This window comes from Halorhabdus salina, assembly GCF_013839425.1.
GTDB classification, from domain to species: Archaea; Halobacteriota; Halobacteria; order Halobacteriales; family Haloarculaceae; genus Halorhabdus; species Halorhabdus salina.
This window is the reverse complement of the sequence record NZ_JACDNP010000010.1, coordinates 15,167-41,657: the sequence shown is the minus strand read 5'-3', so window position 1 is coordinate 41,657 and position 26,491 is coordinate 15,167. Positions and strand designations below refer to the sequence as shown.

27 protein-coding genes are annotated in these 26,491 nt (G+C 61.2%); 13 read left to right on the top strand and 14 right to left on the bottom strand.

Translation table 11 applies throughout. The annotated features are described in order from the left end of the window. Window positions 1–26 precede the first annotated feature (26 nt). Both HZR20_RS12050 and HZR20_RS12045 read left to right on the top strand, forming a co-directional pair. Window positions 27–854 carry a molybdopterin synthase gene (locus HZR20_RS12050; RefSeq protein ID WP_181686991.1) on the top strand — a complete coding sequence of 276 codons (828 nt, stop codon included), beginning with the start codon at window positions 27–29 and terminating at the stop codon, window positions 852–854. A 12-nt stretch (window positions 855–866) separates the two neighbouring features. Beyond that, the gene (locus HZR20_RS12045; RefSeq protein WP_309484933.1) at window positions 867–1,181 is read left to right on the top strand and encodes a DUF2061 domain-containing protein; all 315 of its coding nucleotides are present in this window, start codon (window positions 867–869) and stop codon (window positions 1,179–1,181) included. Here the strand turns inward: HZR20_RS12045 and HZR20_RS12040 are convergent. After that, complete coding sequence (locus tag HZR20_RS12040) at window positions 1,171–2,382, bottom strand: molybdopterin molybdotransferase MoeA (RefSeq protein ID WP_181686989.1); 1,212 nt, start codon at window positions 2,380–2,382, stop codon at window positions 1,171–1,173. The two genes, HZR20_RS12045 and HZR20_RS12040, sit on opposite strands and share 11 nt — an antisense overlap. 114 nt (window positions 2,383–2,496) lie before the next feature. Here HZR20_RS12040 and moaA point away from each other — a divergent pair, with 114 nt between their 5' ends. After that, the gene (moaA, locus tag HZR20_RS12035) at window positions 2,497–3,540 is read left to right on the top strand and encodes a GTP 3',8-cyclase MoaA (RefSeq protein WP_181686988.1); all 1,044 of its coding nucleotides are present in this window, start codon (window positions 2,497–2,499) and stop codon (window positions 3,538–3,540) included. A gap of 38 nt (window positions 3,541–3,578) precedes the next feature. Here moaA and moaC read toward each other — a convergent pair whose 3' ends face one another. Together moaC and HZR20_RS12025 are read right to left on the bottom strand one after the other, a co-directional pair. Beyond that, window positions 3,579–4,073, bottom strand: a complete 495-nt coding sequence (moaC, locus tag HZR20_RS12030; RefSeq protein ID WP_181686987.1) for a cyclic pyranopterin monophosphate synthase MoaC — start codon at window positions 4,071–4,073, stop codon at window positions 3,579–3,581. Between the two features lie 48 nt (window positions 4,074–4,121). Continuing rightward, window positions 4,122–4,622, bottom strand: coding sequence for a MogA/MoaB family molybdenum cofactor biosynthesis protein (locus HZR20_RS12025; protein ID WP_181686986.1), 501 nt, complete (start codon window positions 4,620–4,622; stop codon window positions 4,122–4,124). Window positions 4,623–5,394: 772 nt separating this feature from the next. Between HZR20_RS12025 and HZR20_RS12020 the strand changes: the two genes are divergently transcribed. After that, window positions 5,395–7,149 carry a hypothetical protein gene (locus HZR20_RS12020; protein ID WP_181686985.1) on the top strand — a complete coding sequence of 585 codons (1,755 nt, stop codon included), beginning with the start codon at window positions 5,395–5,397 and terminating at the stop codon, window positions 7,147–7,149. A gap of 1,041 nt (window positions 7,150–8,190) precedes the next feature. Here HZR20_RS12020 and HZR20_RS12015 read toward each other — a convergent pair. The 6 genes from HZR20_RS12015 to HZR20_RS11990 form a co-directional block, all read right to left on the bottom strand. Next, a complete protein-coding gene (locus HZR20_RS12015; protein WP_181686984.1) occupies window positions 8,191–8,439 on the bottom strand; it encodes a helix-turn-helix transcriptional regulator in 249 nt (82 codons plus the stop codon). A gap of 2 nt (window positions 8,440–8,441) precedes the next feature. After that, window positions 8,442–8,780 carry a DUF2178 domain-containing protein gene (locus HZR20_RS12010; protein ID WP_309484932.1) on the bottom strand — a complete coding sequence of 113 codons (339 nt, stop codon included), beginning with the start codon at window positions 8,778–8,780 and terminating at the stop codon, window positions 8,442–8,444. Between the two features lie 150 nt (window positions 8,781–8,930). Further along, window positions 8,931–10,631, bottom strand: a complete 1,701-nt coding sequence (locus HZR20_RS12005; RefSeq protein ID WP_220132770.1) for a hypothetical protein — start codon at window positions 10,629–10,631, stop codon at window positions 8,931–8,933. A 34-nt stretch (window positions 10,632–10,665) separates the two neighbouring features. Further along, window positions 10,666–11,469 (bottom strand): ABC transporter ATP-binding protein, encoded by an 804-nt coding sequence (locus HZR20_RS12000; RefSeq protein WP_181686981.1) that lies wholly within the window; start codon window positions 11,467–11,469, stop codon window positions 10,666–10,668. A gap of 164 nt (window positions 11,470–11,633) precedes the next feature. Then, window positions 11,634–12,305 carry a sensor domain-containing protein gene (locus HZR20_RS11995; RefSeq protein ID WP_181686980.1) on the bottom strand — a complete coding sequence of 224 codons (672 nt, stop codon included), beginning with the start codon at window positions 12,303–12,305 and terminating at the stop codon, window positions 11,634–11,636. A gap of 90 nt (window positions 12,306–12,395) precedes the next feature. Beyond that, a complete protein-coding gene (locus HZR20_RS11990) occupies window positions 12,396–13,754 on the bottom strand; it encodes a hypothetical protein (protein WP_181686979.1) in 1,359 nt (452 codons plus the stop codon). A 169-nt stretch (window positions 13,755–13,923) separates the two neighbouring features. Between HZR20_RS11990 and HZR20_RS11985 the strand changes: the two genes are divergently transcribed. The 6 genes from HZR20_RS11985 (at window position 13,924) to HZR20_RS11965 (ending at window position 18,314) form a co-directional block, all read left to right on the top strand. Then, entirely contained in the window at window positions 13,924–15,042 is a 1,119-nt protein-coding gene (locus tag HZR20_RS11985) for an outer membrane lipoprotein-sorting protein (protein WP_181686978.1), read from the top strand. Between the two features lie 76 nt (window positions 15,043–15,118). After that, window positions 15,119–15,349, top strand: a complete 231-nt coding sequence (locus HZR20_RS11980; RefSeq protein WP_181686977.1) for a hypothetical protein — start codon at window positions 15,119–15,121, stop codon at window positions 15,347–15,349. A 468-nt stretch (window positions 15,350–15,817) separates the two neighbouring features. Next, window positions 15,818–16,075 carry a hypothetical protein gene (locus tag HZR20_RS11975; RefSeq protein ID WP_181686976.1) on the top strand — a complete coding sequence of 86 codons (258 nt, stop codon included), beginning with the start codon at window positions 15,818–15,820 and terminating at the stop codon, window positions 16,073–16,075. Between the two features lie 83 nt (window positions 16,076–16,158). After that, window positions 16,159–17,487: a hypothetical protein gene (locus tag HZR20_RS11970; RefSeq protein WP_181686975.1), complete on the top strand. Its 1,329-nt coding sequence runs from the start codon at window positions 16,159–16,161 to the stop codon at window positions 17,485–17,487. Window positions 17,488–17,589: 102 nt separating this feature from the next. Then, entirely contained in the window at window positions 17,590–17,712 is a 123-nt protein-coding gene (locus HZR20_RS14630; protein ID WP_258560440.1) for a hypothetical protein, read from the top strand. A 95-nt stretch (window positions 17,713–17,807) separates the two neighbouring features. Continuing rightward, complete coding sequence (locus HZR20_RS11965; protein WP_181686974.1) at window positions 17,808–18,314, top strand: twin-arginine translocation signal domain-containing protein; 507 nt, start codon at window positions 17,808–17,810, stop codon at window positions 18,312–18,314. Window positions 18,315–18,342: 28 nt separating this feature from the next. Here the strand turns inward: HZR20_RS11965 and HZR20_RS11960 are convergent, their stop codons facing one another. From HZR20_RS11960 to HZR20_RS11950, 3 genes are all read right to left on the bottom strand, one after another. Beyond that, on the bottom strand, window positions 18,343–19,980 hold the full coding sequence (locus HZR20_RS11960) for an ATP-binding protein (RefSeq protein ID WP_181686973.1): 1,638 nt from the start codon (window positions 19,978–19,980) through the stop codon (window positions 18,343–18,345). Then, a complete protein-coding gene (locus tag HZR20_RS11955; protein WP_181686972.1) occupies window positions 19,980–21,602 on the bottom strand; it encodes a PAS domain-containing protein in 1,623 nt (540 codons plus the stop codon). The genes HZR20_RS11960 and HZR20_RS11955 overlap by 1 nt, the downstream gene beginning before the upstream one ends. 139 nt (window positions 21,603–21,741) lie before the next feature. Next, the gene (locus HZR20_RS11950) at window positions 21,742–22,083 is read right to left on the bottom strand and encodes a winged helix-turn-helix domain-containing protein (protein WP_181686971.1); all 342 of its coding nucleotides are present in this window, start codon (window positions 22,081–22,083) and stop codon (window positions 21,742–21,744) included. Window positions 22,084–22,229: 146 nt separating this feature from the next. Between HZR20_RS11950 and HZR20_RS11945 the strand changes: the two genes are divergently transcribed. Next, window positions 22,230–22,808 (top strand): response regulator transcription factor, encoded by a 579-nt coding sequence (locus HZR20_RS11945; RefSeq protein ID WP_181686970.1) that lies wholly within the window; start codon window positions 22,230–22,232, stop codon window positions 22,806–22,808. Between the two features lie 41 nt (window positions 22,809–22,849). Here the strand turns inward: HZR20_RS11945 and HZR20_RS11940 are convergent, their stop codons facing one another. Beyond that, window positions 22,850–24,394, bottom strand: a complete 1,545-nt coding sequence (locus tag HZR20_RS11940) for a bacterio-opsin activator domain-containing protein (RefSeq protein ID WP_181686969.1) — start codon at window positions 24,392–24,394, stop codon at window positions 22,850–22,852. Window positions 24,395–24,491: 97 nt separating this feature from the next. Here HZR20_RS11940 and HZR20_RS11935 point away from each other — a divergent pair, with 97 nt between their 5' ends. Both HZR20_RS11935 and HZR20_RS14625 read left to right on the top strand, forming a co-directional pair. Next, a complete protein-coding gene (locus HZR20_RS11935; protein WP_181686968.1) occupies window positions 24,492–24,665 on the top strand; it encodes a hypothetical protein in 174 nt (57 codons plus the stop codon). A 262-nt stretch (window positions 24,666–24,927) separates the two neighbouring features. Next, a complete protein-coding gene (locus HZR20_RS14625; RefSeq protein ID WP_258560439.1) occupies window positions 24,928–25,059 on the top strand; it encodes a hypothetical protein in 132 nt (43 codons plus the stop codon). Between the two features lie 286 nt (window positions 25,060–25,345). Here the strand turns inward: HZR20_RS14625 and HZR20_RS11925 are convergent, their stop codons facing one another. Then, complete coding sequence (locus tag HZR20_RS11925) at window positions 25,346–26,335, bottom strand: sensor histidine kinase (RefSeq protein WP_181686967.1); 990 nt, start codon at window positions 26,333–26,335, stop codon at window positions 25,346–25,348. Window positions 26,336–26,491 lie beyond the last annotated feature (156 nt).

Here is a 26,491-nt window from a genome sequence, read left to right as displayed (position 1 = left end):
GCGGAGTGCTCTCTCTAGTAGAAACGATGAAACCGGTTTCGATTGTTGGCCCCTCCGACGCAGGCAAGACAACACTGGTCGAGCGCCTGACCGAGCTACTCGCCGACCGTGGCCCGGTCGCGACGGTCAAGCACCTACGGTGTCCGCCCGATATCGACACCGCCGGAACCGACACCGCACGCCATCGGGAGGCAGGCGCCACCGAAACCTACGGTATCCAGGGTGATGGAACGTGGTTCGCCACGGGAACAGACCGAACGCTCGGGGATACCCTCGACGACCTCGCGCCCGACTACGAGTACGTGCTCGTCGAGGGATACAGCGACACGGCGCTTCCGGCAATCGCACTCGGTGGGCGAGAGCACGCCGGCGAGGCACTCTTGTCCGCAAGTTCGGCAGACAGCGTGGACCTAGAGGCGGCCGTCCAGGCGATCGAGGGGGTCGACCCCTACGAGACCCTGACAGCGCTAATCGCGCGAGCCGCTGAATCCGAACAGGCCGAGTACGCTGGTGCGATCGCGACCTTCACCGGCCGCGTCCGTGCGAAAAATGGCCCCGACGACGCCCGGACGGAATCCCTCGAATTCGAGCGCTACGACGAGATCGCCGCCGAGCGCGTCGAGACGATCCGGGAGGAGTTGACCGACCGGGAGGGCGTCTTCGAAGTGCTAGTCAATCACCGGACAGGCGTCGTCGAAGCCGGTGCAGATGTCGTCTACGTGGTCGTCCTCGCCGGACATCGGGCCGAGGCCTTCAGAGCAGTTGAGGACACCATCGATCGCGTGAAAGACGAGGTCCCACTGTTCAAAAAGGAAGTGACCGTCGAGGACGATTTCTGGGCTCACGAGCGATAGCGTTGGGGAGCGATGCCGCGCCCCGTTCCCGAGAATCGGTTCATCGAGACTTTCGAGTACTCAGCGGCAATGCTTCCATGTATGTCGATCCGCTCAATATTCCGAAAACGGGCTCGACAGGCTCGTTCGCGAGCTCTCGTGAAGACGCTGCTCTACCGGACGGTGATGGTCCTCGTTACCATCGTCGTCGCGTTGGCGGTGACCGGAGAACTCGACCAGGCATTCAGTATCGGACTGGTCACGAACGTCGTCAAAACGGGGACCTATTACGGGTACGAGCGCCTCTGGGACCGAATCGCGTGGGGCGTTGAGGACGTCAGCGGGTAGCCCGCCAGTCCTCGACTGGGACAGTCTCGCCCGCCTGGAACCCCTCGACGGACTCGGGGACGACCACCCAGCCATCGGCATCAGTGACACTCGACAGTACGCTCGCGCCCGCAACCCGAATCGGTTCGATGTGCTCAGGGACGTCCTCGCTTCGGCGCACTCTCGCGAAGGTTCGAACGCCCGGCTCGCTGACTATCTTGCGGTCCAGTTCCGCGTCGAAAGTATGGATCGACGGCAGATCGCGTCCGGCGGCGCGGGCCAGTGCCGGCCGGAGTAGCTGTACGGCACCGACGTAACACGAGACCGGATAGCCCGGCAGGACCAAGACCGGCGTCTGATCGACAGTCCCGAACCCGACAGGATGTCCGGGCTTGATCGCGACACCGTGGACGACCACCTCGCCGATCGAATCGATCACCGCCGGCAACAGGTCTCGTTCGCCCACGGAAGAGCCACCGGTGGTCACGAGCAGATCTCGATCGGTTCGACTCGCGATGGCATCGGATAGCCTGTCAGCGTCGTCAGTGACGATCTCGGATTTCGTCGCCTGACCACCCCACTGCTCGACCAGTCCGGCGACCATCGTCCCATTGGTCTCGACAACTTCGCCCGGGTCGGGATCGGCCGCGACGAGTTCTTCGCCAGTCGGCACGACCCCGACCGTCGGCGCTTCCCTGGTCTGCACGTCGGTCACGCCCGTCGCGTCGAGAAGCGCGACGTCGGCCGGCCCGAGTCGATGTCCCGCGTCGAACAACTCCCGGCCCGAAGGAATATCCTCACCAACCGGGGAAACGTTTTCGCCAGGCCCAACAGCCGTCTCGACGGCAATATCTTCGTCCCGCTCGGTGACGTGTTCGATCATGACCACGGCGTCCGCACCGTCGGGAATCGGTTGTCCGGTATGGACGCGGACGGCATCGCCGGCCGAAAGCGCCCCATTGGCGGGCCTCAACCGTCGAGGGGACCGACTGGCTGCGCCCGTCGTGTCGGCAGCCCGGACAGCGTACCCATCCATTGCCGCACGCTCGAAGTGCGGAACAGGTCGTTGTGCGTCGACCGACGCAGCGAGCACTCGACCGATAGCGTCGTCCGGAGAGACGGCGTCAGTCCAGTCGTGTGGCACGATCAGTTCCAGCAGTTGCTGGCGGGCGTCGGCAAGTCGCGTCACCGACTGGAACCCGGCTCCGTGACTATGAGCCATGTGCAGAGGTCAGTGCCCCCGGGCAAAAAACGAGTCGGGACCATGTTCGGTCTGCCTACCGGGTGTGTAGAACTGGCGCGCCTTTTTAGGTACCTGGATCACAGAGTATAGAACATGCTCGCGGACCGCTTCGATCGGGAGCTCACCGGGATCCGGGTGTCGCTGACAGACCGGTGTAACTTCGATTGCGTGTATTGCCACAACGAGGGACTCGGCGACACCCGCGGCCCGATGGCCCCCCGCGAGGACGAGCTGGGGACTGCTGAAGTGGTCCGCATTCTGGATGTGGCGGCCGAAATGGGCGTCGACGCCGTCAAGCTCACCGGCGGAGAACCGCTGTTACGTACCGATCTCGAAGCGATCGTCCGGCGCGCGCCCGAAGCGCTGGAGGTCTCGATGACGACCAACGGCATCTTCCTCCCGGATCGGGCCGAAGGGCTTGCCGCGGCCGGCCTCCAACGCGTCAACGTCTCGCTGGACGCGATCGACCCCGCCGCGTTTGCCGACCTGACGAACGCCGGGGCGTCCGACCAGGTCGTTTCCGGGATCGACGCCGCGCGCGAGGCCGAGCTCGACCCCGTCAAGCTCAACGCGGTCGTTTTCGAGCAGACTGCACAACACGTTCCCGATCTGGTAGAGTACGTCGCGGGCCGGGACGGGTTCGTGTTGCAACTCATCGAGTTCATGCCGGAACTCGTCAGGAATCCCGAATGGGCCATCGAAATCGAACGCGTCCACGACTGGCTGTCCAACCTCGCAGTCGATATCGAGTCCCGCGAGATGCACGACCGGACTCGCTACCACGTCCCGGCGGGTGCCGCCAGGGCCGACGCGACAGGCGATGGCCCGCCAGTAGAAGCGGTCGACGGCGTTGGCATCGTCGAGATCGTCGATCCGGTCGGCAACGAGGACTTCTGTGCCAGCTGCCACCGGGTGCGAGTGACGCCGGAGGGCTACTTGATGGGGTGTCTCAACCGCCCCGAGGAGCGCGTCTCGCTGGGTGAGTGTTCCCGGAAGGAAATCCGCGCGGCCTTCGAGACCGCTGTCGCCGAACGCATTCCCTACTACGGCGAGTACATGATACGCGATGACGGCGAATGGGTGCAAAATCCCGAGTACGCCGACCGCGAGGTGCCAACCCCGAGGACAGACGACTAAGCGGTACAGTCGAGTATCATCGAAGACAGCCGGAACGATCAGCCTGTCTCGTCGGCTGTGGTGAGTCGTTCGACGGTCTTCTCGACGACCCGGACATCTCGAATTGCCGTCTCGGGATAGTCACCATCCGCGTCTTTCTCGGCGGCCTTGACCATGTCCCAGACGACGTTCAACCCCGTCGTCACGCCTTGCAGGGCCTCCATCTCGCAGCCGGTCTGGCCGATCGTCTCGACGGCAACGCGGAGGTGAACGGCCTCGTCGTCGACGGTGAACGCCGTGTCGACGTTCGTAATCGGGATCTGGTGACAGAGCGGGATTGTCTCCCAGGTGTGTTTGACGGCCTGGATCGCGCCGATGCGGGCCGTCGCGAGAACGTCGCCCTTCCCGACGGCGTCTTCGCGTATCGCTTCGACAGTCGAGATCGTAAGAGCAATCGATCCGGCCGCAACTGCGCGTCGCTTCGAGGCCGGTTTCTCGCCGACGTCGACCATGTCGGCCGCCCCATCTTCGACATGGGTGAACTCTTCGGTCATACATGGGCGTTGACCGCCAGCAGTGTTGTAGGTTCGGCCGAACCTGATCTAGCGGGTTGCCATCGCGACGAGATGGGCGACTTCCGGCACGACGATTTCCTCGACCCCGAGGACAGCGGCGTCTTTGCTGCCAGGCAAGCAGAAAACCAGAGTCTGGTCGGTGACGCCAGCGGTCGCCCGGGTCGCAATCGCGTGCGTGCCGACGTTCTCGATCGACCGTCGCCTGAAGTGTTCGCCAAATCCCGGTAGTTCGGCGTCGAAGCGAGCCTCGGCGACATCGATCGTCACGTCGTCCGGCGTGATCCCTGTCCCACCCGTCGTGACAATCGCGTCGACGGTCGGGTCATCAACGAGGTCACCGATCGTCGCATCGATTGCGTCGGCATCGTCGCCAACGAGTCGCCGATCGGAAAGCGTCACGTCGGGTGCGTCCTTGGCCACCGCGACGATGGCATCACCGGCAGCATCCGTCGCTTTCGTCCGTGAAGTTGATATCGTCACGAGGGCGACCCCCACCTCGTCGACACCGTGATCGTGGTGTGGACTCATACATACGCGATCGGGAGCCCGATAAAAGAGCCCACCGTCGTCGAAAAACCGCTCCGAGAACGGGTGATGCCGAGAGTTGCCGCGCGCCGGCAATTCGAAATGAATCTTCGGCCGAGCCCTCGCCATTGAGTGTAGCTTCCCCCAGCCGACGCGCCCACCGGCCGTCTCCAAGTTGACGAAAACATAGTGTCATCCTGGCTGCGTCAGAATGCAGTCGCTGATCGAATATCCATAGTGAGTCTCTTGCTTGCCACCGCAAAATCACCCGTCAATTGGGTGGTTGCCCCGTCATCGGACTCCACCCTGCTGTGGGCCTCCGAGCGCGTCACACGGGCCGATCGATCCGTAAAACGACGAGTGGATGTCGTCACTCAGGGATCTGTGAGCGACAGAAGAGCCAAGGGCCAGCTAACAGGCGATGTGTTATATATTAGAACCACTTGCTTGACGTTACTATTGTATAGATCACCTTCTTTAGCGACTATAGTACCGATTTCTGCTAAATGGCGTACCAAATGCTATCACATAATCGAATAATCCGGACCGCCGCTGAGTCCGAGCGTCTTCCTCCAGGCATAGCTGATTGTGGCGTGTATATGCACATGTCTCCGCGGACAGTGGTGCGGATACTGAAACTGTGGGATGGATTCTATTACGTGATATATGTGGTGTATGAATTATGTTTACAGTGAGGCTGTTGCTCAACGTGAAACACTGGTACGGGGCTGTTAAGTGAATAGTTTTCAGATATGTCGAGGAGACGTTCACCAGTATGTCCCCACGCTTTACCAACGACAACGATGACCGTGCGACACAGACGAGCCAGAGTCGACGTCGATTCCTGCTCGGGATGGGCGCCCTGACAGCAGCACTTGCCGGTTGCAGCGGTGATAACGATCAAGAAGCAAACGACAATTCAGCTGACAGCACTCCAACCGAGGGCACTCCAACCGAGGGCACTCCGGGCGACGACTCCTCGACGGACACGTTCGAGCCGGCGGGCGACCTGCCCTACGGCCAGTGGCTGACAACAGACCAAAGTGGGTTGTTTTTTGCCTACGCTAATCTGGACAATTTCCCCGGCGACACCGTAGCTGACTCCAGTGGCTCTTCGGAGCCGCCCGTCGACGATCCGCTGGCTCTGTATCCGCTCGTCATAGGCGGGGCGGCTGTCGGAGTTGGCCGATTGTCGCTTTCGTTTGCTGGGCTCGCCCAGGCCGTGAGCCCGACGGCTACGTCCGACTCGACGGTGAGCGAGGTCACTGTCACCAATGAGACCATAATCGCTGAGGGATCCTTCGCAACCGACCAACTAGATGAACGATTGATCGAGCCGACAGACGAAACGTTTGGTGTTGCCTACGAACAAACCAGCACAGACCGTGGGTACGACCGATACGAGCCCGTTGAGGTTCCCGATTCGGTGAACGATCCACCTGCAGTAGCAGTCACGGACGAGACAGTCATCGTCGGGCCAGACGCCAGCCGACTCGACAAGACGATTGCCGTCGGAGAGGGGGACCAGTCCAGGGTCTTCGAGACTGATGAAACCGCGACGGAACTACTCGAACAGGCCGGGTCCGGTGACCTCGTGGTCGGTCAATTTGGGTCAGCAACAGCTAAGGAACTGTTCGGGAACTTCCAACCCGACGCTGACCTGCAGTTCAGGCCCCGCTCTGGCGAGAATATGGTCGCAGCAGCGGATTTCAACGCGAGCGGGGACACGTTCGAGTCGCAGTTCGCCCTTGCCGTGGCCGACCTCGGTGAAGACAGGCAGGAGACAATCGAGACGTCGTTCGGGACAGCGGCCGTCGACGGGTCGAGATCAGTCGAGGTGAGCGACAACCGCATCACCGCTACTGGGACCTACACTGTCGAACAACTGAGTGATGACCCAGCGGGGCAAGAACTATCGGAGGCAGCGGCTGCGGAGCTGGTGTCGCCAGAGTCGCTGACGTTCCAGTATGAGCCACTACCTGGCCAGCAGTTCGATGAACTCTGGGTGGGGGTCACCGAAGAGACCGACGCGGCAGGGATCCGTGTAGAGGCTGAGTCGGGCGGATACACCGAGTTCGAGCCACAGGAGCGGTCTGTCAGCGCCGATGACAGTGTAGCAGTCCAAGTTGATCCGGACGGGGACTCAGTGACCGTCTTTGCGGTCAACGGCGAAGGTGCGGCCGGTGAACTCACGACTTTGTCCGTCCCCACAGACGAGTTGTCTGAGACAGCGGCCAGCCAGGCGGTTCCGGAAGATGTGCTGTCCTTTAGCTACGAGTCGCCTGATTCTGGCGATTTCGGGTCACTCACGATCGAAGTCGTTGCAGACACGGACGCCAAGACACTCGTCGCACAACCACAGGAGGCGAGCCTGTTCACCGACCGCGTCGGTTCGCTGACCAGCGACGAGCCAGTCGGTGCTGGGACAATTCTCGAGACAGCCGTAGAGCCAGAGGGCGACGAAGTCATTGTGTATGCGACTGTCGACAGTGCAACTGGCGAGGTTGCCCGGTGGCAAGGTCCGAAGTAACCAGTTGATTCTGTTCCCGGGTATCCATACCCGTCGTGCAAGGTACGCGCCCTCTATCTAGCACAGTACCACTCATCAATCTGCCTACCGGATATACTGTTTCACTGGATTCAGTGAGAATCCCATCGATATGGAAGCTGACTAGAGCGAGCAGAGCTGACCCAGCCGCTTATTCGGTCCAGAAAGCCCGCTGTCGATCTTCGATTTCGCTGAGGACCATCGACAACACGTCACGCCATTCCGCCGGATGGGACGCGTCGTCGCCGGGAGTCGGTGCATCCGGACCTGGGTGGACGTGGTCACGCGTGTCGACACGGGCTTTGCTATCGTATTTTCGGCGGTGATGCAGAATAGGTCTCAAGGCCTAACTCGGCAGATTTCAATTTGAGTTGACCCTATCAATCATCCACTAGGTGTCGAATATTCTTTGCTGATTCCTCAAACGATGGTGAGAGTCGTCACAAATCGAGATCTGGTAGTAGAGGGTCTATGAAGGCTTCTGCACCACCAAATATCGTATTTTCGATAAATAGTGTCGGAAGAGGATACAGACCAAGACAAGGTCGTCTTGGGCTTGAAGGAAGCGTGTGGGAGCCAATGGCCCGAGTTATGGCAGGATTGTACATGTAGTGAGAGATAACAGCAGCCAAACCCTCGCCAAATGTCCAGTATAACAGATGAATTACCGTTTCCATCACAGATTGTGAGAGGGCGAGGGACTTGTTGAATCGAGAAGTGCTCCCGCCTCCGCGATAGATTATTAGATCCGTGGACCCGAAAGATGGGTACGATGGCCTCTTCCAGTGGGTACCCTCGAACGAACTGGGGACCGCGGTGGGTCGGTACGTTCTCGACGACCTCTCGGTCAGACGTGCGGCCGAAGCGGCCGGACTGTCCCGATGGACGTTCGAAGAAGGGCTGAAAGACGCTGGCTTCACGTCTCTATCCGACTCATCACCCATTTTATCGGATGCGTGCCGGGAAGACAGAGGGTTCTGGGATGTGTTTCTCGAACTGAAACGGTTGTGCGGTTCGCCGTTTTCATCCACCGACTGTTTCATTTGACGATGTGTCTGAAGATGGAGTGGGTCTATCGTCCGGTGGTAAGTGGAATAAATCCTGCACCGTACAATCGAAATGGATCGCGAGTTTCAACGCGAGTTCTAACGAGGGATCGTATCGATCGCGTTCTATCGCATTGATCGTCTGCCGAGTCACGTCAACTACTTCAGCAAGCTCGCCCTGACTCAGCCCTTCGTCCGTCCGTCGCTCCGAGAGATTGTTTTGCATGGTCAGGTGCGGCGTTTGACGATTCCGAAGCACACGCCGTACAACAGGAAGAGTGCTGACAACGTGATCACGACACCGGAGACGATGCCCGTGATTTCGACGGTGCCGCCAGCATCGAGAACGTACAGCACCGGAAGCACGCTCAATCCGAATCCCATCGCAAGACCGACTAACAGCCCGCTTGCACGGTTGTGTAACTCGTAGTCTCGCTCGTCCTGGAGCGTTCTGTCACTCCATCTCGGTGCGAGAACGGCGATACCGCCACCGATCCACGCGCCCACCAGGTAGACGACAGCCCCGAGCACGTGCTGATCGAGTGCGATACCGGCCAACAGAGCCACCACGGCTACGCCAGCGATTCCATACACGATCGCTCTGTACCGCTGTCGGGTGAGTCTCACCTGTGGTATGGATGGTGTCATGGAGGATTCCTTGGTAGTAAAACGTGTTTTACAGCCACTAATAAAACTGCCGTCGTGTGGTCGCCGTTCTCACTGGACATGATACGCGTCGATGCGCGAAATCGCGACCCGGTAGGCGATCGGGATTCCAATGGTTCCTCCGAGGAGAACGACCGACGCGATCGCGCCCAGCGTCTGGCTACCGATCTCGATGCCGAACGGGAGCCACCCCGAGAGGACGATCGCACCGATCGCTCGCGCCGTCTCGTCGATGACGACAGCGACAGCGATCACCAACAAACTCAACGTGAGCGAAAAGAGGCTATACGCACGTTTACTCGGCGGGACGGCCTGTCGAGACCCGTCGAAGCTGATCGCCTCGAAACGCGGGAACACGGATCCGAGGCCGGTCGCGACGATCGAACTCACGGTGACTGCGACGACACTGGCGACTCCGAGCCCGGCCATCACCGGGGCCGAACTGCTCGCCAGATACCCTGCGCCGACGGCGACCGCTGCGGTCAGCGGTGCGCCGACTATCGTGGCCGCGATAACGTTGCCGTGGACGACGTGCCGGGCTCGCGCCGGTGACGTCAGCAGCGTCGGGAGCACCGCCCCCTGGTTGCCCAGTGGATTCAACGGCAGCACGGCACCGGCAGCCCAGGCGCCGTACCAGACGACAAACCACGGCACGTACCACGGGACCGAGCCAGTCGTGACGGCACCTTCCACGAAGACGATTCCGGCGACGAGCGGTGGTGCGACGAACACGAACTGGTACGGCGATCGGACCGCCCGGCGAAGCGTCGTACTCGCAACGCCACGGGTCGCCGGTGCACGACAGCTCACATCGAAAATAGCGTCGAGTTGAGACTCCGGAGCAGTCGGGAGTGGGCCTTCCTCGCTGTCCGTGCTGGGTGCCCCCTCTGCCAACCACGCGTAGCGGGCGGCCGACACTGACAGGATCGTCCCACCGACGACGACGATCGGCGCGAGGACGAGCAGGACCAGAACATCGGTCATATCGACGGCGGCTCCCGGCGTCGTGGCCACTGCGAGGTGCCCCATCCAGGCTAACGGGGCCGATTCCAGTACCGGCTGCAATCGGTCGACGACGGTCAGCAACTCTCCCGTGACGGAGAGCGTGACATATGCGATCCCGAGGCCGACGCCAAGCACGGTCGTCAGCCGCTGCAGGTTCTTCGAGCGACGGATGAACCCTTTGAGTGCGAACCCGATCGGATACCCGACTGCCGCGGCCGTCGCTGGGATGATCGCCGCTGCGACGGCGATTCCAAGTACGGGGAGTGGTGAGCCAGTTCCGGCGATCAATCCTGCTGCGGCAGCCACCCCGAGTCCGATCGTGTAGACCGAGAATTTGGCGGCGGCCGCGAGTAGTTTCCCACCGACGACGTCGGCAGCCGGACGGATCGTCAGATAGTGTCCGTCGTGGTCGAGATCGCCGTTGCTGCCCAGTCCGTCACCCACGAGCAGCACCGTCAGAAACACCCAGAGAACGCTCGTCGCCATCACGAGCCACGCTGGCGGGGCCGCGCCGGTAGCGAGTGTCGATCCGACGGTCTTGGCCGCCGCGTACGTTTCCAGCAGGAAGAACACACTCAAAATACCCATCAGGACAGTGAACGCAAGCCAGAAATCTTGCTGTCGGACCCAGCGATAGCCCCGAAGCAAGTCCACTCGGGTGAGTTCCCAGGTCTGGCGAAGCGATGGAACCCGGTCGCCCAGGACCCGACCGTCGGCGGATTCACGACCGCGAGTCCTTGACGGCATCGAGGACGTCGCCACAGTGGGTGTAGACGATTCGTCAGCCATCGGTCCGGACTCCCGTTGCGGTCGGATTGCTACCGTCTGCCTTCGGCTGCTCGGTGCTCGAAGGGTCCCGTTCGTCGGTCACCGCGAGGAACGCGGATTCGAGATCCGGAGACTCGTCGGCACGGGCTTTGAGTTTCTCGGGCGAGGCCTCCGCCACGAGCCGGCCGTCGTTGATGACACCGACCGTGTCGGCGAGCTCGTCGACGATCGGCAGGATATGCGTCGAGAGGAAGACCGTCATTTCGCGGGTTACCAACTCGGCAATGGTATCGCGGACGGTCCGTGCCGCACGCGGATCCAGCCCGCTCGTGGGCTCGTCGAGGAACACCACGTCCGGATCGTGAAACAGCGTGGCGATGATGCCGACCTTCTTGGTCATTCCCGTCGAATACGATTCGATACGCCTGTCGGCGTCGGCACGGAGGTCGAACCGATCGAGCAGCCCTTCGATGCGCTCGTCGGCCACGTCGTCGGAGATGCCGTGGAGGCGAGCGACATGACGGAGGTGTTCCCAGGCAGTGAGTTCGTCGAAGACGGGCGGGTTCGCCGGGAGATAGCCGATCTGCCGGGTGAGCTGGGGGCGGTCCGTGATCGGCACCCCGGCGACTGCTGCGCTCCCAGCGGCCGGTTCGGTAAGGGTGACCAGCATCCGCATCGTCGTCGTCTTCCCGGCCCCGTTCGGGCCGAGGAACCCGTAGACGGTTCCCGGTGGGACCGAGAGGGACAGGTCATCGACGGCGAGTTCGTCCCCGTACCGTTTGGTGAGTCCGTCGGCGACGATCGCGTGATCAGGCACGACGACCGCACCTCCGTTGGAGAACGTCACTGTACTCGATTCGGACGAGAGCGGTTTTGGTGTGCGGGATCGGGCGGCCAATCATAGGGTGTAAATCACTCTTTACAGTAAAACATGTTTTACACACCTACTTCAATTTGTCCATAGCGGTATCATCTCACTGTTTAGGTCTCCTCGTTCGGTTCGCTCGCGCCGAGTAACGACGATGCAATCGACGCGTTCACGTCCGCGAACGCGTTCAGGATCGGGAACCCGACGAGCGCGAGGCAGACACCGATGGGGACAGCGAGGAGTCGCTGGGTCGTCGTGTCGAACGTACTCGCCACTTCCCAGCCGAACACCTCGACGTTGAGTGTGCCTGCAGGCGACACCGGGAGGACAACGAGTTCGATCGCCGTGGCGAGAAAGCTGACGAGGAGAACGAACGAGAGGACACCGAGCCAGAACTTCAGCAGAACGAATCCCAGGCCACGCCACGTCGAAGCGGCGCCGAGATATGCTTTCACTGTATCGACGGCCCCACCGTCGTCCCTTTCAACGTCGTCTGGTTCGGGAATATCTGTTCGAAGAAGGGCGTTTGCAAGCCTGCGTTCGAAAGTGCCAAGGTATCGGAGTCCGATGACGGTTCCCAGCAAAATCACGATTCCGATCCCGAAGACCGAAAGGCCGAGACCCAACGCGAATCCGGTAACGACGAGGATGTAGTAGAGTAATCCAAGTGGGAACGAGAGAAAGAGATACAGCAGGTTCCGGTACGTCTGTCGGTCAGTCGGCGATCGAAAGACAGGGGTCAGTACCCCCCTCAGCGAAGAGGTGCCTGTCGGCGAGCGACTCATTGAACGGATTTTACGTCGAACCCAGGAAGACCCATATACGGCGTTTCCGACCGTGAAACACGGACGAACAGTCGGCCACCCTCGTCCAGGTCACTCCGTTCGGGTCGACGAGCCGGGGAACTCCCGACTGGCGATCTGTGCCGTCGTGTCGTTGACGGTCGCAGTCACGAGCACCTCGTCGCCGTCAGGAGCCAGATACACGTTCACGTACATCCCTTCCTGCGGGGTTTCCGTCGATATCTCGTAGCCCGATTCGACTGCTCGTAGCGTGATCCGATCGACGGCCATTTCGCTTTCGAACGAGACCCGGGCGGCATCCTCTTCGGGCACGAACTCGAACGCGAGTGCAGCTGCCGGTACGGCCTCTGCCACCTCGGACGGAACATCCGGATCCTCAACCGGCGTCATGGTCGGAGTCGGTGTCGTCGCCTCGACGAAGTCGAAATCCACCGCGTCCTGAGCGAACGTGCTCGATACCGACACCCGATTTCCTTCGAACGACAGCGATCGATCCTCGCCGGTCGCGCCGAGTTGGTTCTCGATCGTGTCCCGCGTCTCGTCTGTCACCTCCGGTTTCTGTATCGCCATTTCGCCCGTGATCTCCGCTGCATCGGGCCGAAACGTAAGCGAACTCATCACGTCGTCGGTTGCAGTGATGAACGCAGGCGAAGGGCCGGCGTTTTCCGCCTCCCAGAAGTAGGATTCGAAATCGACCGAACCGGCCCACCCGATGACGAGGTGACCGGAGCCGGCGGTCTCGAACAACCACGCGAGGGTGTCGTTTTCGTCAACAGCGCGGGGTGTCTCGCCACGGTGGGCTGCGATCGCGGCTCGGGTCCGATCTGCATTTTCGCTCATGACAATGGCACCCCCACTGACTGCGACGACACTTCCGTCATCGTTGACTGGTTCGTAAAGCGTATATTCCTCGGATTCGCCGAGTCGCTGAAACTCTATCGTCGCAAACGGCCCGTCCCCGCCGGAGCGAAGTGTTTCGTCTACTCGCGTCGTGTCGACATCACCGAGACCCACAATAGCATTGTCAGCGACGAACAACTCGGTCACGCCCTGGTTCGGTTGGGCTGGATCGTACAGATAGCCCAGGCCGACGATACCAAAGGTGAGTAGACCCGTGAAGATGATTTGCCCACCTGTTCGAATCGGCACCTGCAAGAGTGGGTCCGCGATCTCGTCGGCGTCGGGGAAGTCCGGGACGCGAGTGGTATCGTCCTCGTCGGATGGGACCACCAGCGGAAGCAATGGATTGATCGCAGATTCGTCCTCGGACAGGGTGAAGTCGACATAGCCAGTGAGCGTCGTACCCTGGGTCGCCGGAATCCAGTCGGCGTGTGTCGAATCGCTCTCGCCACGTTCGGCACAGCCGGCGATGCCAACACCAGCGGCGGTTGCGCCGAAAACGAGAAGCTCACGACGGGTTAGGCCTTGCATACGTTCAACGCAATTCACTGGATTCGGACCACGATACGGTTCGACGAACTGTACATCACCGCGGATTTCGTGTCTGTACAAATCGATGCCTTATATGTTTTCGGCCGTGATTCCCGCCGAGAACTCCGCCAGCCGCTGTTTTAGGGATCGTTGCCGTACGACACAGTGCATGTTTCGAGAACGAAATGCCCTCCCGCTCCTGACGGTAGTCGCTGTCGCACTCGTTGCGACGAGTGGCCTCGTCGGGTTCGTGGCTGCGGAATCGCCCACCACAGTTACGGAGACTGATCCGGCTGTGGATACTTCGACTGCTGAGGACGTGATCGAGTCGTTCCGAGATCGACTGTCCTCGCTTGAGACAGTGTCGTTCACGGAGACGAGCGTAACGGAAGCGAACAACGATACGTACAGCTCAACCCGGCGTATTGTCGTCGACCGTGAATCCAACCAGAAACGCACCGAGCGGCTCGGTGGAGCCAACTACGACAACACGACCACGGTCATCAACGAGAGTTCAGCGGTCAAATACAACGAAGACGAGAACAGAGTCCAGGAGTACGAGTACAACAGCGAGAATCTGCTCCCGACGCTTGCGGCCCTGGCGAAGGAATCCGCCGTCGAGTACGAGTACCGCGGGACCGATACTGTCGAGGGGACGGACGTGTACGTCCTCGAAGGAACGCCTCGCGAGGAAATGACCGGCGACGCCGAAACGACGTTGACGGTGTACGTCGATATCGAATCGAACTTCCCGGTCCAGATGAAGAGCGCGACAGACGGTGAGGACTACAGCTACAGCGCGACCGTCACCTACGAGAACGTCACGCTGAACGAGGAGCTCCCCGAATCGACCTTCGAACTCGACGTCCCCGAGGATGCGACCCGGCCGGGCGAACCGGACCTGCCTGAGATCACGTCCTACGACGACTACGACGCGCTGCAATCGAACGCCACGCTCTCGGTCCCCGCCGCGGAATTGGCCGACGGGTTCACGTTCGATCGCGCCAGCATTGTCGACGGTGACAGCTACACTTCCATGACGGTGAGTTACTCGAACGAGAACGAACACGTCACCGTGTCCGTTCGAGACGAGACATTCGTCGACTACAGCGAGGTCGATCGCTTCGAAGAAGTGTCAATCGGCAACGAAACCGGGTGGTACTACTCCCACGAAGAGAGCGACTACGGGTTCCTGCGATGGACCCAGGACGACCAGTCCTACAGCGTCTTCGGTGAGTTCAACGAGAGTGAATTGATCGACATCACCGCGTCCGTCGCGACGCAATAAAGCACCGTCCAGATCGAGAGCCGTCCCGAACGGCCACCACAACGTTTTCTTCGATATCGGAACATTCTTGATCGAGATGCGTTCGCCCTCCGCTCTTCGAGAGAAATATCGGGTTGTAGAATCGTGGCTCAACGACCACGTCTTCGTTTCGTGGTTCCTTCTTGCGGTGATCCCCGGAGGAACGTACGCAGGCGCTCAACGTCTGTTGAACGGCGGGGGATATTTTGATGCGCTGGTACAGGGCATCCTGTTCGGGGTCGTCGTCGCGACGTTCACTCTCCTCTTCCGACAGTGGCGACAGCAGTGATCCAAAACAGAGTGGGGACGGGATGGAGCGTTATGAGAGGGGGCGATACCCCAACAGCTCGTCGTCAGCCAACACAGCAACCGGTTCGTCAATCGCGAACACGACTCGCAACGACGGCGAGCGTCGCCGCGACAGTCGCGATAGCGATGCCTGCTTTGAGCTTCGACATGCCAGTTTCGGCTATGGGCCCAGACCATACAAAACGAACCGCCGCGTTTCACGGGCAGAAACGCGCGGTAGCGGCGACTTCGAACTATGTCAGAGTGGGACTGAATTGAAGTGCGGATACCCGATTAAGGCCGCTTCAGATGGATGTCTTCACGTATGGCCGAGACACGTATCACGTTCGGGCAGTTGGCGAGTCAACAAAACCTCGTCATCGTCGTTTCGATCCTCATCGCCCTCCCTGTAGCCGACGCGTTCTGATCGACCGTCGGTGGTCCAGGGATCGCCGGCGACTTCCTGCTATTGTTGTTGCTCGCGGTTGGCGTCCCAACAGCCTACAACGACTACCGGCCATCAGATGAGCAAACATGGGTAGCGATAGTCTGGACGATCGGTGGCTGTCTTCTCGTCACAATTGGCTTCGTAGGCAGTTATCTTCTCTTCGCCGACGTGCTCGATCAGTCCCTGCTCGTGGCATCAGTTGGCGCATATCTGGTCGTGTTCGGGAGTGTCCTCGCGTTGCTACAGGCCCGTCAGCGATCGAACAAGCCTCTTCCCTGACTCAGTGAAACAGTATCAAATTGGTGAAGTTATGAACCATTTTCGAGACCAATGAATTTCACCGCGAAGATTGAAACAGACGCATGGACAATCTTGATCGCCGCCGATTTCTAGCAGTAAGTCTCTCAACGACCATCGGCTCCATAGCGGGCTGTGGCGTTCCTGATGCAAAAGTCAGCGGACCATACGATTGGGCACCGAAACAGGACGACGGGATGGTCACTGCGTACATAGATTATACACTCTCGGAAGATACCTCCCGAATCAATCCCGTTCTCCCGCTGATCGTTCCTTCCAGCGAGCAGAACAATAGCGACGATGCCCTCGCATCTACGCTCTCGAATGTAGACCGTATTGCAGACCCACTGCTGACGTTTCCCTTGGAGACTGGCGGTCTCGTTCTCGGCACTGCAGTCCTCTCGATGGCTACCATCGGTCTGGGGCCACTCGTAGACCCAGCTCGACCGACTGAAGGGGCGACGGAGCTGTTTTTCACCAACGGCGTCACCGTTGGGGTGGGCGATATCGATTCGAGTGACGTCGATGAGACACTCCGATCGGGTCCCGAGCGGTCCCGGTTTGAGAGCGTGGGAGAAGATGGGGAATACACGTTGTACAGGAGACAATCGGATGATAACGGATTCGTCGCTGTCGGTGAATCCGCAGTCATCGTGGCAGAGTCACAGACGCAAGTCGAAGCCGTTCTAGATACGCGCCACGGCAGTCGAGAAAACGTCGTCGAAGCTGACGATACCTTCTCGGCTCTCATTGATGAAACGGATACTGGACACGTCCTAGTCGGCTGGAACGCACCGATCGAACCCGCTCAGTTCTCAATCGGTGACGAACGGATCGACTCGACGGCGGCATTCATCTCAGCGAACGACGACGTAGTCTCGTCGGTCACGTTCGAACCAGACGACGGAGAGATTAGAACCGACCTCGCACTCAGTGCCGACGACGACGTAGACGAGAGCCAGCTCGATGAACATCTGGGATCTGCCAGTGCTGATCACTCACTTTCGATCGACGAAAATCGGGTAACAGCGTCGGGCCGATATACTGAGAGTACTGTCAATCTCAACTTCGTCGCTGACAGGACCACAACCACGCGACCGACGGTAGCGAGACGGGACGACCTTCCCCAAGAGGTCGCCGAAGCTATTCCGGATGGCGCGTTCGAGTTCAAAAACGCAGAGGAGGAGTCTACCGTTCGTGTCAGACTGGTGGGTGAGTTCGACAATGCGGAGATTACTATCCAGGCTGTGGAATCCGGGTTCAGTTCCACGTTGTCCGTCCCGACATCAATCCGGTGGATAGACGTCTCGGTTGATCCCGATGGTGATGTCGTTGTTGTCTCGGCCACGGTGGACGGTGCATCCGGCGTCGTGGCCAGGCACGAAGTGTCCTGAATAGCGTTTCAAGCCGTAACTCCGCGGAGTTGACAGTACTGGTCGCGATCGCGGTCGTGGTCAGGAGCCCCCCGGAGAGCGCGGGAAGTCCGAAGACCGACAATGCAGTCGTTTCCAGAACGGGACTTCCCAAATCAGGATCGGCCAGCCCACGATGCCGAAGGCGATCCAAGCGATACTGCGGAGGAGTTCCTCACCGACGATCCGACGGTGGTGTTTCACTGAGTGATGGAAGTGCCTCGAACGATACGGGTTCCGTCCGCTTCACGATGAGAAACACTGCGTAACTGGTTATGTCGGTTGTGGTCGTGTACGATGACATGCAGAAGGACCCGTCTGACCGAACTGGCGATGGGACTGTGCGCCTGTCTCGTCGTACTTTCCTTGCCGGCTGTGGGACGGCTGGCCTCGCCGGACTGACGGGATGTCTGGACACGATCACTGCCGTCGGCGATTCCGTACTGAAGGAACTCGTCGTGTTCAACAACCGGGCCGCCCCGATCGACGGGACTCTTACTGTCGATGCCCCGACCGGAACGCGGATACTCGAACGATCGTTCGATCTCGACGCCCGGTCTGCCGAGATGACAAACGGCGAAGCGATGGTCGTCTACGGCGACGTCTGGCGAGACAGCGGGCGCTACCGGATCGTGATCGAGCGAGACGATAGTAATCGCCGCGAGGACACCCGGATCGAACGATCAGTACGGATCGAAGACCCGTCTCAACAAAAACTCGGGGTGGTTTTCGAGGAGGGAACCGACCGTGTCAACATGACTGTCGCCCCGTCGTTCGACGAGTTGCATCGGTTTCGTTCTCGGCGCTGAGACGCCTGACTGTGCCGTTGAACGAACATCACGACTCAACTGGATATCCACCCCGATCAGGTATCTCGAGCACGACTGCACTCCCGTCGTCGTCGGATTCGATCGAGAGGTCGCCACCGAGACGGGTGACGGCCCACGAGACGAACCACAGACCCACACCAGTGCCGTGTCGGAGTGGCTGTTCCTCGCCGTCGAGCAAGACGACGCGTTCACGGTCCGGGATACCTGGTCCATCGTCCTTGACAGCGATCGCGACGCCGTCATCAGTTGAACTCACACCCACCGCTACTGACGGGATCTCATTGTCACTGTGTTCGACGGCGTTCTCGATGACCTCCAGTAGCGCCGTCCGGAGCACAGCGCGATCGGTGCGGACCTGGCTGTCGTCCGGAATCGAGCGATCGATGCGACATCGGTACCGTCCCCTCAGGTCCTCAGCGATCGACTCGAGCAACGCGTCCAGATCGATGTCCGCTATCGTCAGGGTCTCCCGGGTGACGATCCGTTCGGCCCGTTCGGTCGTCTCACCGAGATCGACGAGTTCCGTGGCCGTCGAGCGAATGCGTTCCGCGAGTTCGTCCGCCGATTGTTCGTCCGCATCCAGCGCTTCGGCGAACCCACGTATCGCATCCAGATCGTTTCGGAGATTGTGTCGAAGGACGCGATCCAGGACTTCGAGACGCTGCTTGCGCGTCTCCCGATCAGTGACGTCCTGAAATAGATACGACGATCCGATCCGATCACCACGTCGGTTCGTTAGCACGGACTGGCTCACTTCGAAGTGGCGACGACCCTGTGGCGTCGATAGCGTCGTCGGCTCCGCATTCGGGACGTCGAGATCACTGCCGAGAACGGTCGTGATCGGCTGGCCGGCGTCCCGCGCGACATCGATCCCGAGGTCACGCTCGGCGGCGTCGTTTGCGTCGACGAGCCGTTCGTTTCGATCGACCACGACGACCCCTTCAGCCATCGATTCCAGTACCGACGAGCGCGCGAGCGGACCTGTCCCAGGAGTCACATCGAACACTCCGAAGGGGAACACAGCGATCGTGAATCCGAGAGTGGTCACGCCGAGAAGTGCCGTCATCTCCCAGGGGAGAACGGCAGGGTCAAATCCCTCTAACGACCCGAGGACGAACAGGAGCAGCGAGACGGCCGCACCACTCACCGCGAGCGTGGCGGCGTGTCTCCGGAGCAGGTCGTTCGCCGAAACGGCCGAGCGGATCACCACGAAAACGCCGAACAACCCCGTGCCGATCAGACCAGTCTGGAGGACCGATGCCAGAATACGAACGATCTGGACGAGCGGCGGCTCGAAGAATCCCCCGGACAGCGTCGTCACCCCGAGGAGGACGACGTACACGACGGCGATGGCTGTCGTCCGGCGGGTTACACTCGGCCCACGACCGGTGTAGGCAAAGACGAACCCACTCCAGAGCGGCACGGCTAGCATCCAGCCGATCATCAGTCCGTAGATGGCGATCGGTCCCGCGATGATGCCGGTCCGTGTACCGGCGAGGATCCCGGCGACCACACCGAGGACGAGCCACAGCGCTCCGACGGAGACGGCCCCCGGTTGCTCGCGATGCCGGATCGCGAACCCAGTGAGCACGAGCAACGACAGCGCGGAACCGACATCGATCGCCAGCAGTGCCGTGGCACCCATCACTGGGAGTCACCACCGTCGGGGCGGCGGTCTCGCCGGGTGGCCGAGGACAGTCGCAGTGTCAGGCAGGCTGGGTCATCCCCACGTCTGTCGACCCGCCAGCCCGCCTCATCGGCGGCCAGTTCCGCGACCGATACGACGAGATCGGCGATCGCGTCCTCGCGCCCAAAGGGCGAGATCGTGATGACGGTATCCTCGTCGTCAGCGATCGCTACCGTAATATCGGGAGGGCTCTCCCCTGCCCCGAGCGCGAGCGTCTCGACGGTCGCTTCCAGCAACTCCGGATAGACGGTGGCTGCGCCTGCCGAGTCCGGGGAGCGTATCGTTATGTCGTCGTTCCGTCCCCGGACGGCGGCGATCACGTCGTCGACGGCGATGGGCGCTGTCGCCCCGGTCCGTTCGGCGACCGCCTGTTCGACGTCCCTGACGCGCTCGACCAGCCGTGCGACGTCGGTCGCCGTGCGTCGAATCCGGTCGCCGGCCTCGCCCGGGCCCTCCTCGTCGTCGAGGACGGCCGTCGCGAGATCCGCAACCGTCCCGAGCCGTTCGCTCGTCGCGCCAGCGACGACCTGCGTGAGGACACCGAGGCGGCGTTCCCGGCGGCGGCGTTCGGTAACGTCCTGACAGACGATCATGTATCCGACGTCGTGGCCTCGATCGTTGGTCAGGGGATCGCCATTCGCCGTGACGACGCGACCGTCGGTCGTCTCGACGTCCACTGAATCGGCTGCGTCGCGGATCGTCGTCTCGGGGAGTTCGGGAACGATCTCGTCGAGTGGACGGCCACGAACTCTGGCGTCGTCCAGACCAAACAGCGTTCGAGCTGCCGAGTTGTGGTCCTGGACTGTCCCGTCGGAACCGATCACGAGCACGCCTTCGCCCATCTCCTCGATGACGCGATCCCGCCCGACGACTGATGCGACCGGCAGCGTCTCGAAGAGCCGATACCGGCGCGTCGTTACGGTGAGCAGGGTCGCCGCCGTCGCGACGGCGAGCGGCGTGACGATCGGCGCGTCGATGGTCGTCGCAAGAAAGGGGAGCAAGAGGATCGATCCGATAGCCCCCGTGAGCGAGACGATCTGTCCAATGGGGAACGCTTTCCGGCCGAGCGTCGTCGTGAGGACGAGAAAGATGCCGATCGTCGCGACCGCCTCCGTGAGGACGATCGTGATTCCCAGCAGCGCATTGAAGCTCCCGAGGAGCGGACTGAGCGCCGAGCTGGCCACGGTTACACCGACATTGAGTGCGACCAGAGCCAGGAGTAACACCGCGATGGCCGGAAAGACGATCGACGACGTTTCCCGATCACGTCCGGTGTACTGGAGGGCGAACAGGAACCAGAGCCCACCGACGACCGCCGGAATGTCGATCGCGAACAACACCCAGAGGCCGCCAGACGTGAACGTCGGTGCCCCTTCGATCCCGAGGAGTGTCCGTACTGGCTGGAGATCCACAACGAACAGATGAAGCAGACTCCCGGCAAGCAGCGTGATCGCGACGCCGATCAACGGGACGGTTGTCGGATCGTCCCTATAACGGTGGATCGTCACGACGAACGCCGCACTCGTCAGAATCGCGATCACGCTGGCTGCCAGCGCGATCGGCGAGGTAGCTACGACCATCGGTTGCTGCCGTCTCTCTTCCGGTTCGAGAACGGTTCGTCGGGCATTACGGTGGTTCTGTCACTCCAGTGGACCCACAGTTCGGAGCGGCAAAACGTTGGGTGAACAGGATCGACTGGCCGCCGACCCCGGGCGGCACTCAGTCAGCGACATGCACGGTCGCGTCCAGACCGCCATCGTCGATCGATACCGAGAGCGATCCGTCGACGGCCCGATACTGCTCGCGGTGGTGGCCGTCGTCGCGGATCTCCATCTCCGTCCTGACCAGGCCGGCGTCCCGGAGGTCGTTGAGGCGTCGATAGACGGTCGGTCGGGAAACGTCGGTGATCTCGGCAATGGAACGTGCACTCCGGGACTGATCGGTGATTGCCTCGAACACCCGTCGGGTGTACTCGTCGCCGAGCAGTTCGAGAAGGCGGTCAGTCGAGACTTCGGGTTCCGGACTGTCATGTCGAACGGGGACCACTGGTTGGGCGGACATATCTATGGAAACGGACGGCGGTACCCTGGAACCTGGCTCTAGCTATCGGGATCAGACCGCGAAAGGAGTCTAGCTATGCAGATACTCACCGCGAAGACGATGCGTTTTACCCGTTCGACGCGGAACGATCTACGAACACCCGAACCATGCCCGACGGCGAAGGCCCCGCCGAGCTGGAAGCGCTGGTCGTGGACGACGAGCGCGAGGTGGCCGACGCGTACGCGCTCCGACTCGAGGGGTTCTGCGGGGTCGAGACGGCCTATGGCGGCCCCGAGGCACTCTCGATGATCGGCGAGCAGACGGCGGACGTCGTCCTCCTGGACCGACACATGCCCGACATGTCGGGCGACGAGGTCCTCGAACGGCTCACCGAGGAGAACTTCGACGGCCGCGTCGTCATGGTGACCGCCGTCGATCCAGGGTTCGACGTGCTGGAGTTGCCCTTCGACGATTATCTCTGTAAACCCGTCGAGCGCGAGGATCTCCGGGCCGTCGTCGATCAGCAACGGCAGATCCTCGCCTACGAGACGCTCGGCGAGTACTTCAGTGTCGAATCTAAGCGAGCGGTCGTCGCCGCCGAAACCCGACCCGATGAACGAGACAACCACGACGAGTACGCCACCCTCGCCGAACGGGCCGAGCGACTCCAAGCGCGCGCCCGACGACTCCTTGAGGACGACACGCTCCTCACGGAGTTCGATGCTATCGGCCGCGAAGAGCTGTGAACATCGAATCCCCCCGGTAATCACGTTGCGCTACTGCGCCATCACGATACGCCGAGTTCGTCCTCGAAAAACACGTCGAGCAGGGTCCGCTGGCTCGCACGCAGGTGATACAGCAACGTTGATCCGGTGATGCCCAGCGAGTCGGCGACCTCCTCGGCGGTGCTGTCCCGCGGCGACTGGAAGTAGCCCGCCAGATAGGCCGTTCGGAGCACCGTTCGCTGTCGATCGGTCAGCCGCTCATCGAGCGCGTCGCGGAACTCGCGGGCGGTCGTCGCCGACCGCTCGCGCTCGTGTTTGGCACGGACCGTGACGTCGTAGTCTCGCCGGACAGCCTCGACCATCCGCCGGACGTCCCCCTCGGGCGGGAATTCCACGACGATCTCGGCCGTTTCGCTCCCGTAGGTCGCCTCGCGGACCGATCCGCCGAGCGTCGAGACCCGTACCAGGGGATCTGAGCCGTCGACTTCGACTTCCAGGCGCTCACCGGGCGACGCGGTCCCGACAGATCGGACATTGGCGATTCCGTCGATGGACTCGGCCCCGCCCGGAATTGTCGATTCTGCCTCGGACGTCTCGTCCGTGACGGTGACGTAACACAGCAACGCGTCATCACCGCTTGCGACCAGTCCATCGAGCCGTACGTCGCCTTGTAGTTCCTCCGCCAGCGTGACGAGCGCAGACTCCCCCTCGACACCGAAGGTGACCTCGGTCACCGTATCCGACAGCAACAGGTTCCGGTTGCGAGCGGCCGAGACGGCGAACCCCGCGACCTCGCCGAGCGTTTCGAACCGGGAGCGTTCCCGCTCGGGAAACGCGTCCGTCCGATCCGCGTAGAGAGCGATCACGCCGTAGACGGTGGTTCCGTAGGCAAGCGGGACAACGAGGATCGACTGGATGCCGTCGGCGAAGGCCGCGACGCGAACGTCCTCGGGAACTCGCGAGTCCTGGGCGATCGGCTGTGCCAGCTGCACCTCGGCGGTCTCGATCGCCTGTTCTTCCAGTATCTCGATCGAGCCGTCCAGTGCTTCTTTGACGGCCGTGAAGGTCTCGCCCGTCTCGCCCGCCGACGCGAGAACCGAGATCCCGTCGCCACCCACTGTCCGTTCGCCGGCCCACGCGAACGCGTAACGATCGGGATCGACGAGTTTTCGACAGATTGTGGCCGCTATCTCGGTCCGGGACGTCGCCTCGACGAGCGATCCCAGGACCTCCGAGAACGCCGCGTCGATGACGGCCCCGCGCTCGCGTTCGGCCTGCAAGCGTTCGATCCGCTGCTTTTGACGGCGGCGACTCGTCACCTCGCGAACGTAGACGACGACACTTTCCCCGACGTGCCGAACGGAAACCGAAAACCACCGCTCCAATTCAGGGTAGTAGGCCTCAAAGTCCGTCACCCGAGTCGCGCCTTCGAAGGACTCCCGCAGCGTCGTGTCCACCGATCGAGGAAACACCTCGTCGATCGGCTGACCCGCCGGTTCGCCGTCGAGATCGAACAGCGACCGCACGGCTGCGTTGGTGTCGGTTACGGTCCCGTCGGGTGTCGTTTCGAGGACGCCGACGGGTGCTCGCCGGAGCGATTCGTCCATGTGGTCCTACGTACCGGCATTCGACTCTTGGGTGTTTCGGCGCGTTTCCAAGAGAAGGGAGGGAGTAGTGACGTGGGCCGGAGGATGACGGCTAATTTTGTCCGGACGAGGACGCCCGAACGGGGCGGGGACCGATAACTCTCGAAACCCGGTCGCAATACTGCTCGTCTTCCTCACCGAATTGCTCACGGAGCCACGGTTCCTCCGCGAACGGAAGGTGCACGAGCCAGGCGACGTTCAAATGCACGAACGACGACTGCTGGATGGGTGAGTACCAAGCCGATGAGAACGGGGCGATCACTCGGCTGAGGATGGGGCGCTTTTGACCGCGCCGGCTTTGTTGAAATCCTATTAGATCAACACTTCCCCATTGTAACAGCGGGTAGTTGGGTAGGCGACTCTACCGCACAGTTATCACTCGTACATGGAAATGACAACGCATGGTGAATCAACCCTCTCTCCGAGGATATGGCGCGGCGATTGTTGTTGGTGTCGCCGTCATCTGTATGGGGGTGATTGCGCTTGGGTTCAGTATGCCTGATCGACTCTTCGAGAGTACTGTGGGTCTCGTCGCGTTCTTCAGCGCCGGTCTACTGATGGTCGTCTGCGCAGTGCTTGCGAATCTCTACGACCTCCGAGGCGTTCTCCACGATGAATTCGGTTGATCACTCACTGAACGCCCGTAACCGAAATAGCAACCACGACTCCACCAATCAGTGCTTGGCCACGAAACGATGGTTCTTCCAGCCACGCATTGATACTCATGAATATCCCGTCACAAGATAGGCAGATGATGATTCTGTTGTGGCCGACTGGACGCGTTTTCACTAGTATGGATACGCACCCTCTCACTCAGGGATGGGCTGTCTCACATCACTAGCGATTAGAGCGCGCGGTCGAGATTGTGTGTAACCACCGAGGGCAAAGCCGTTTAGGGAACCCCCCAAACTCTCAAAAGCTAATCTCGAAGCGAGCACCGCCGTCTCGCTCGTTCGTGAGCGTAAGGTCCCAACCGTGGGCGTCGACGATCCGATCGACAATGGCCAGCCCCAGGCCGGTACCGCCGTCCTCGACAGTGTATCCGGGCTCGAGGACAGCATCGCGCTCGTTAGCCGGAATACCCTGGCCGTCGTCGGCAACGTAAAAGCCGTCGTCGAGCGAACCTACGCGTACCGTCACGGCTCGGCCGCTCGCCCCGATTCCCGGCGATCGCTCCTGCCCCAAAGAACCGTCCGGGACGGCGTGTTCGATACTGTTCCGGAACAGGTTCTCGAAGAGCCGTCGGAGACGTTCGGGATCGGCCGCCGTCTCCGGGAGCCCATCGGTCATCTCCAGCGTGGCGTCGTCAGTCTCGACGGACCCCCAGGCGTCCTCGACGGCTCCGCCTACCGACACCGACGGCGACGGATCGAGGGCCTGGGACCCGCGAGCGAGCGTGAGCACGTCTTCGATAATCTCCTCCATCCGGTCGTGGGCGTTCGCGACTGCCTCGAAGTGCTCGGCGTCGCCCGTCTCGCGTGCGGCCCGTAAGTGTGCCTTGGCGACGTCGATGGGATTGCGGAGGTCGTGACTAATCACGCTGGCTACGTCACCCACACTGACGGCGCTTTCAGCTGTATCACCAGCGCCCTCGCGAATCACGAGAAATCCAGACCAGCCCGATTCGACAGTACAACAGGTTCGAACCTCTCGGTGTTCGATCCCGACGCGGGCGATGAACGTCGTCTCGGCATCGGAGACTGCTTGCTCGAGAGTTTTATCGTCTTCACTGGAGACGGTCACCAGGTCTGCAAGCGGCGTTCCAGCCTCGACACTGCCGAACGTCGCGTCAAAGGTCCCGTTGCTCGCCGTGACGACGATCTCGTCGTCCACCCACTCGTAAGTGACGACTGGATCGGGATAGGCGTCGATCGGAATGGACGGGTCCTGTTCGTCAGTCATCCGTACTTAGTACGGCTTTCGATCGGGGCTGGATCCATCGCGCTGTTGAGGCCAAGACGTGCAAACACCCTCGATCGTTCGAGATGTCGTTCGCCCAGGCTGTCGCACATACGACGTTACTCAGGCCACTGCATTTAGTACTGTCGTGGACTGCAG

Excerpts from the sequence above, each read along its gene's own strand:
- HZR20_RS12050 (WP_181686991.1), top strand. The coding sequence starts at position 27 with ATGAAACCGGTTTCGATTGTTGGCCCCTCCGACGCAGGCAAGACAACA.
- HZR20_RS12045 (WP_309484933.1), top strand. The coding sequence starts at position 867 with ATGCCGCGCCCCGTTCCCGAGAATCGGTTCATCGAGACTTTCGAGTAC.
- HZR20_RS12040 (WP_181686989.1), bottom strand. The coding sequence starts at position 2,382 with ATGGCTCATAGTCACGGAGCCGGGTTCCAGTCGGTGACGCGACTTGCC.
- moaA (WP_181686988.1), top strand. The coding sequence starts at position 2,497 with ATGCTCGCGGACCGCTTCGATCGGGAGCTCACCGGGATCCGGGTGTCG.
- moaC (WP_181686987.1), bottom strand. The coding sequence starts at position 4,073 with ATGACCGAAGAGTTCACCCATGTCGAAGATGGGGCGGCCGACATGGTC.
- HZR20_RS12025 (WP_181686986.1), bottom strand. The coding sequence starts at position 4,622 with ATGAGTCCACACCACGATCACGGTGTCGACGAGGTGGGGGTCGCCCTC.
- HZR20_RS12020 (WP_181686985.1), top strand. The coding sequence starts at position 5,395 with ATGTCCCCACGCTTTACCAACGACAACGATGACCGTGCGACACAGACG.
- HZR20_RS12015 (WP_181686984.1), bottom strand. The coding sequence starts at position 8,439 with ATGCAAAACAATCTCTCGGAGCGACGGACGGACGAAGGGCTGAGTCAG.
- HZR20_RS12005 (WP_220132770.1), bottom strand. The coding sequence starts at position 10,631 with ATGCCGTCAAGGACTCGCGGTCGTGAATCCGCCGACGGTCGGGTCCTG.
- HZR20_RS11995 (WP_181686980.1), bottom strand. The coding sequence starts at position 12,305 with ATGAGTCGCTCGCCGACAGGCACCTCTTCGCTGAGGGGGGTACTGACC.
- HZR20_RS11990 (WP_181686979.1), bottom strand. The coding sequence starts at position 13,754 with ATGCAAGGCCTAACCCGTCGTGAGCTTCTCGTTTTCGGCGCAACCGCC.
- HZR20_RS11985 (WP_181686978.1), top strand. The coding sequence starts at position 13,924 with ATGTTTCGAGAACGAAATGCCCTCCCGCTCCTGACGGTAGTCGCTGTC.
- HZR20_RS11980 (WP_181686977.1), top strand. The coding sequence starts at position 15,119 with ATGCGTTCGCCCTCCGCTCTTCGAGAGAAATATCGGGTTGTAGAATCG.
- HZR20_RS11970 (WP_181686975.1), top strand. The coding sequence starts at position 16,159 with ATGGACAATCTTGATCGCCGCCGATTTCTAGCAGTAAGTCTCTCAACG.
- HZR20_RS14630 (WP_258560440.1), top strand. The coding sequence starts at position 17,590 with ATGCAGTCGTTTCCAGAACGGGACTTCCCAAATCAGGATCGGCCAGCC.
- HZR20_RS11965 (WP_181686974.1), top strand. The coding sequence starts at position 17,808 with ATGCAGAAGGACCCGTCTGACCGAACTGGCGATGGGACTGTGCGCCTG.
- HZR20_RS11960 (WP_181686973.1), bottom strand. The coding sequence starts at position 19,980 with ATGGGTGCCACGGCACTGCTGGCGATCGATGTCGGTTCCGCGCTGTCG.
- HZR20_RS11955 (WP_181686972.1), bottom strand. The coding sequence starts at position 21,602 with ATGGTCGTAGCTACCTCGCCGATCGCGCTGGCAGCCAGCGTGATCGCG.
- HZR20_RS11950 (WP_181686971.1), bottom strand. The coding sequence starts at position 22,083 with ATGTCCGCCCAACCAGTGGTCCCCGTTCGACATGACAGTCCGGAACCC.
- HZR20_RS11945 (WP_181686970.1), top strand. The coding sequence starts at position 22,230 with ATGCCCGACGGCGAAGGCCCCGCCGAGCTGGAAGCGCTGGTCGTGGAC.
- HZR20_RS11940 (WP_181686969.1), bottom strand. The coding sequence starts at position 24,394 with ATGGACGAATCGCTCCGGCGAGCACCCGTCGGCGTCCTCGAAACGACA.
- HZR20_RS14625 (WP_258560439.1), top strand. The coding sequence starts at position 24,928 with ATGCCTGATCGACTCTTCGAGAGTACTGTGGGTCTCGTCGCGTTCTTC.
- HZR20_RS11925 (WP_181686967.1), bottom strand. The coding sequence starts at position 26,335 with ATGACTGACGAACAGGACCCGTCCATTCCGATCGACGCCTATCCCGAT.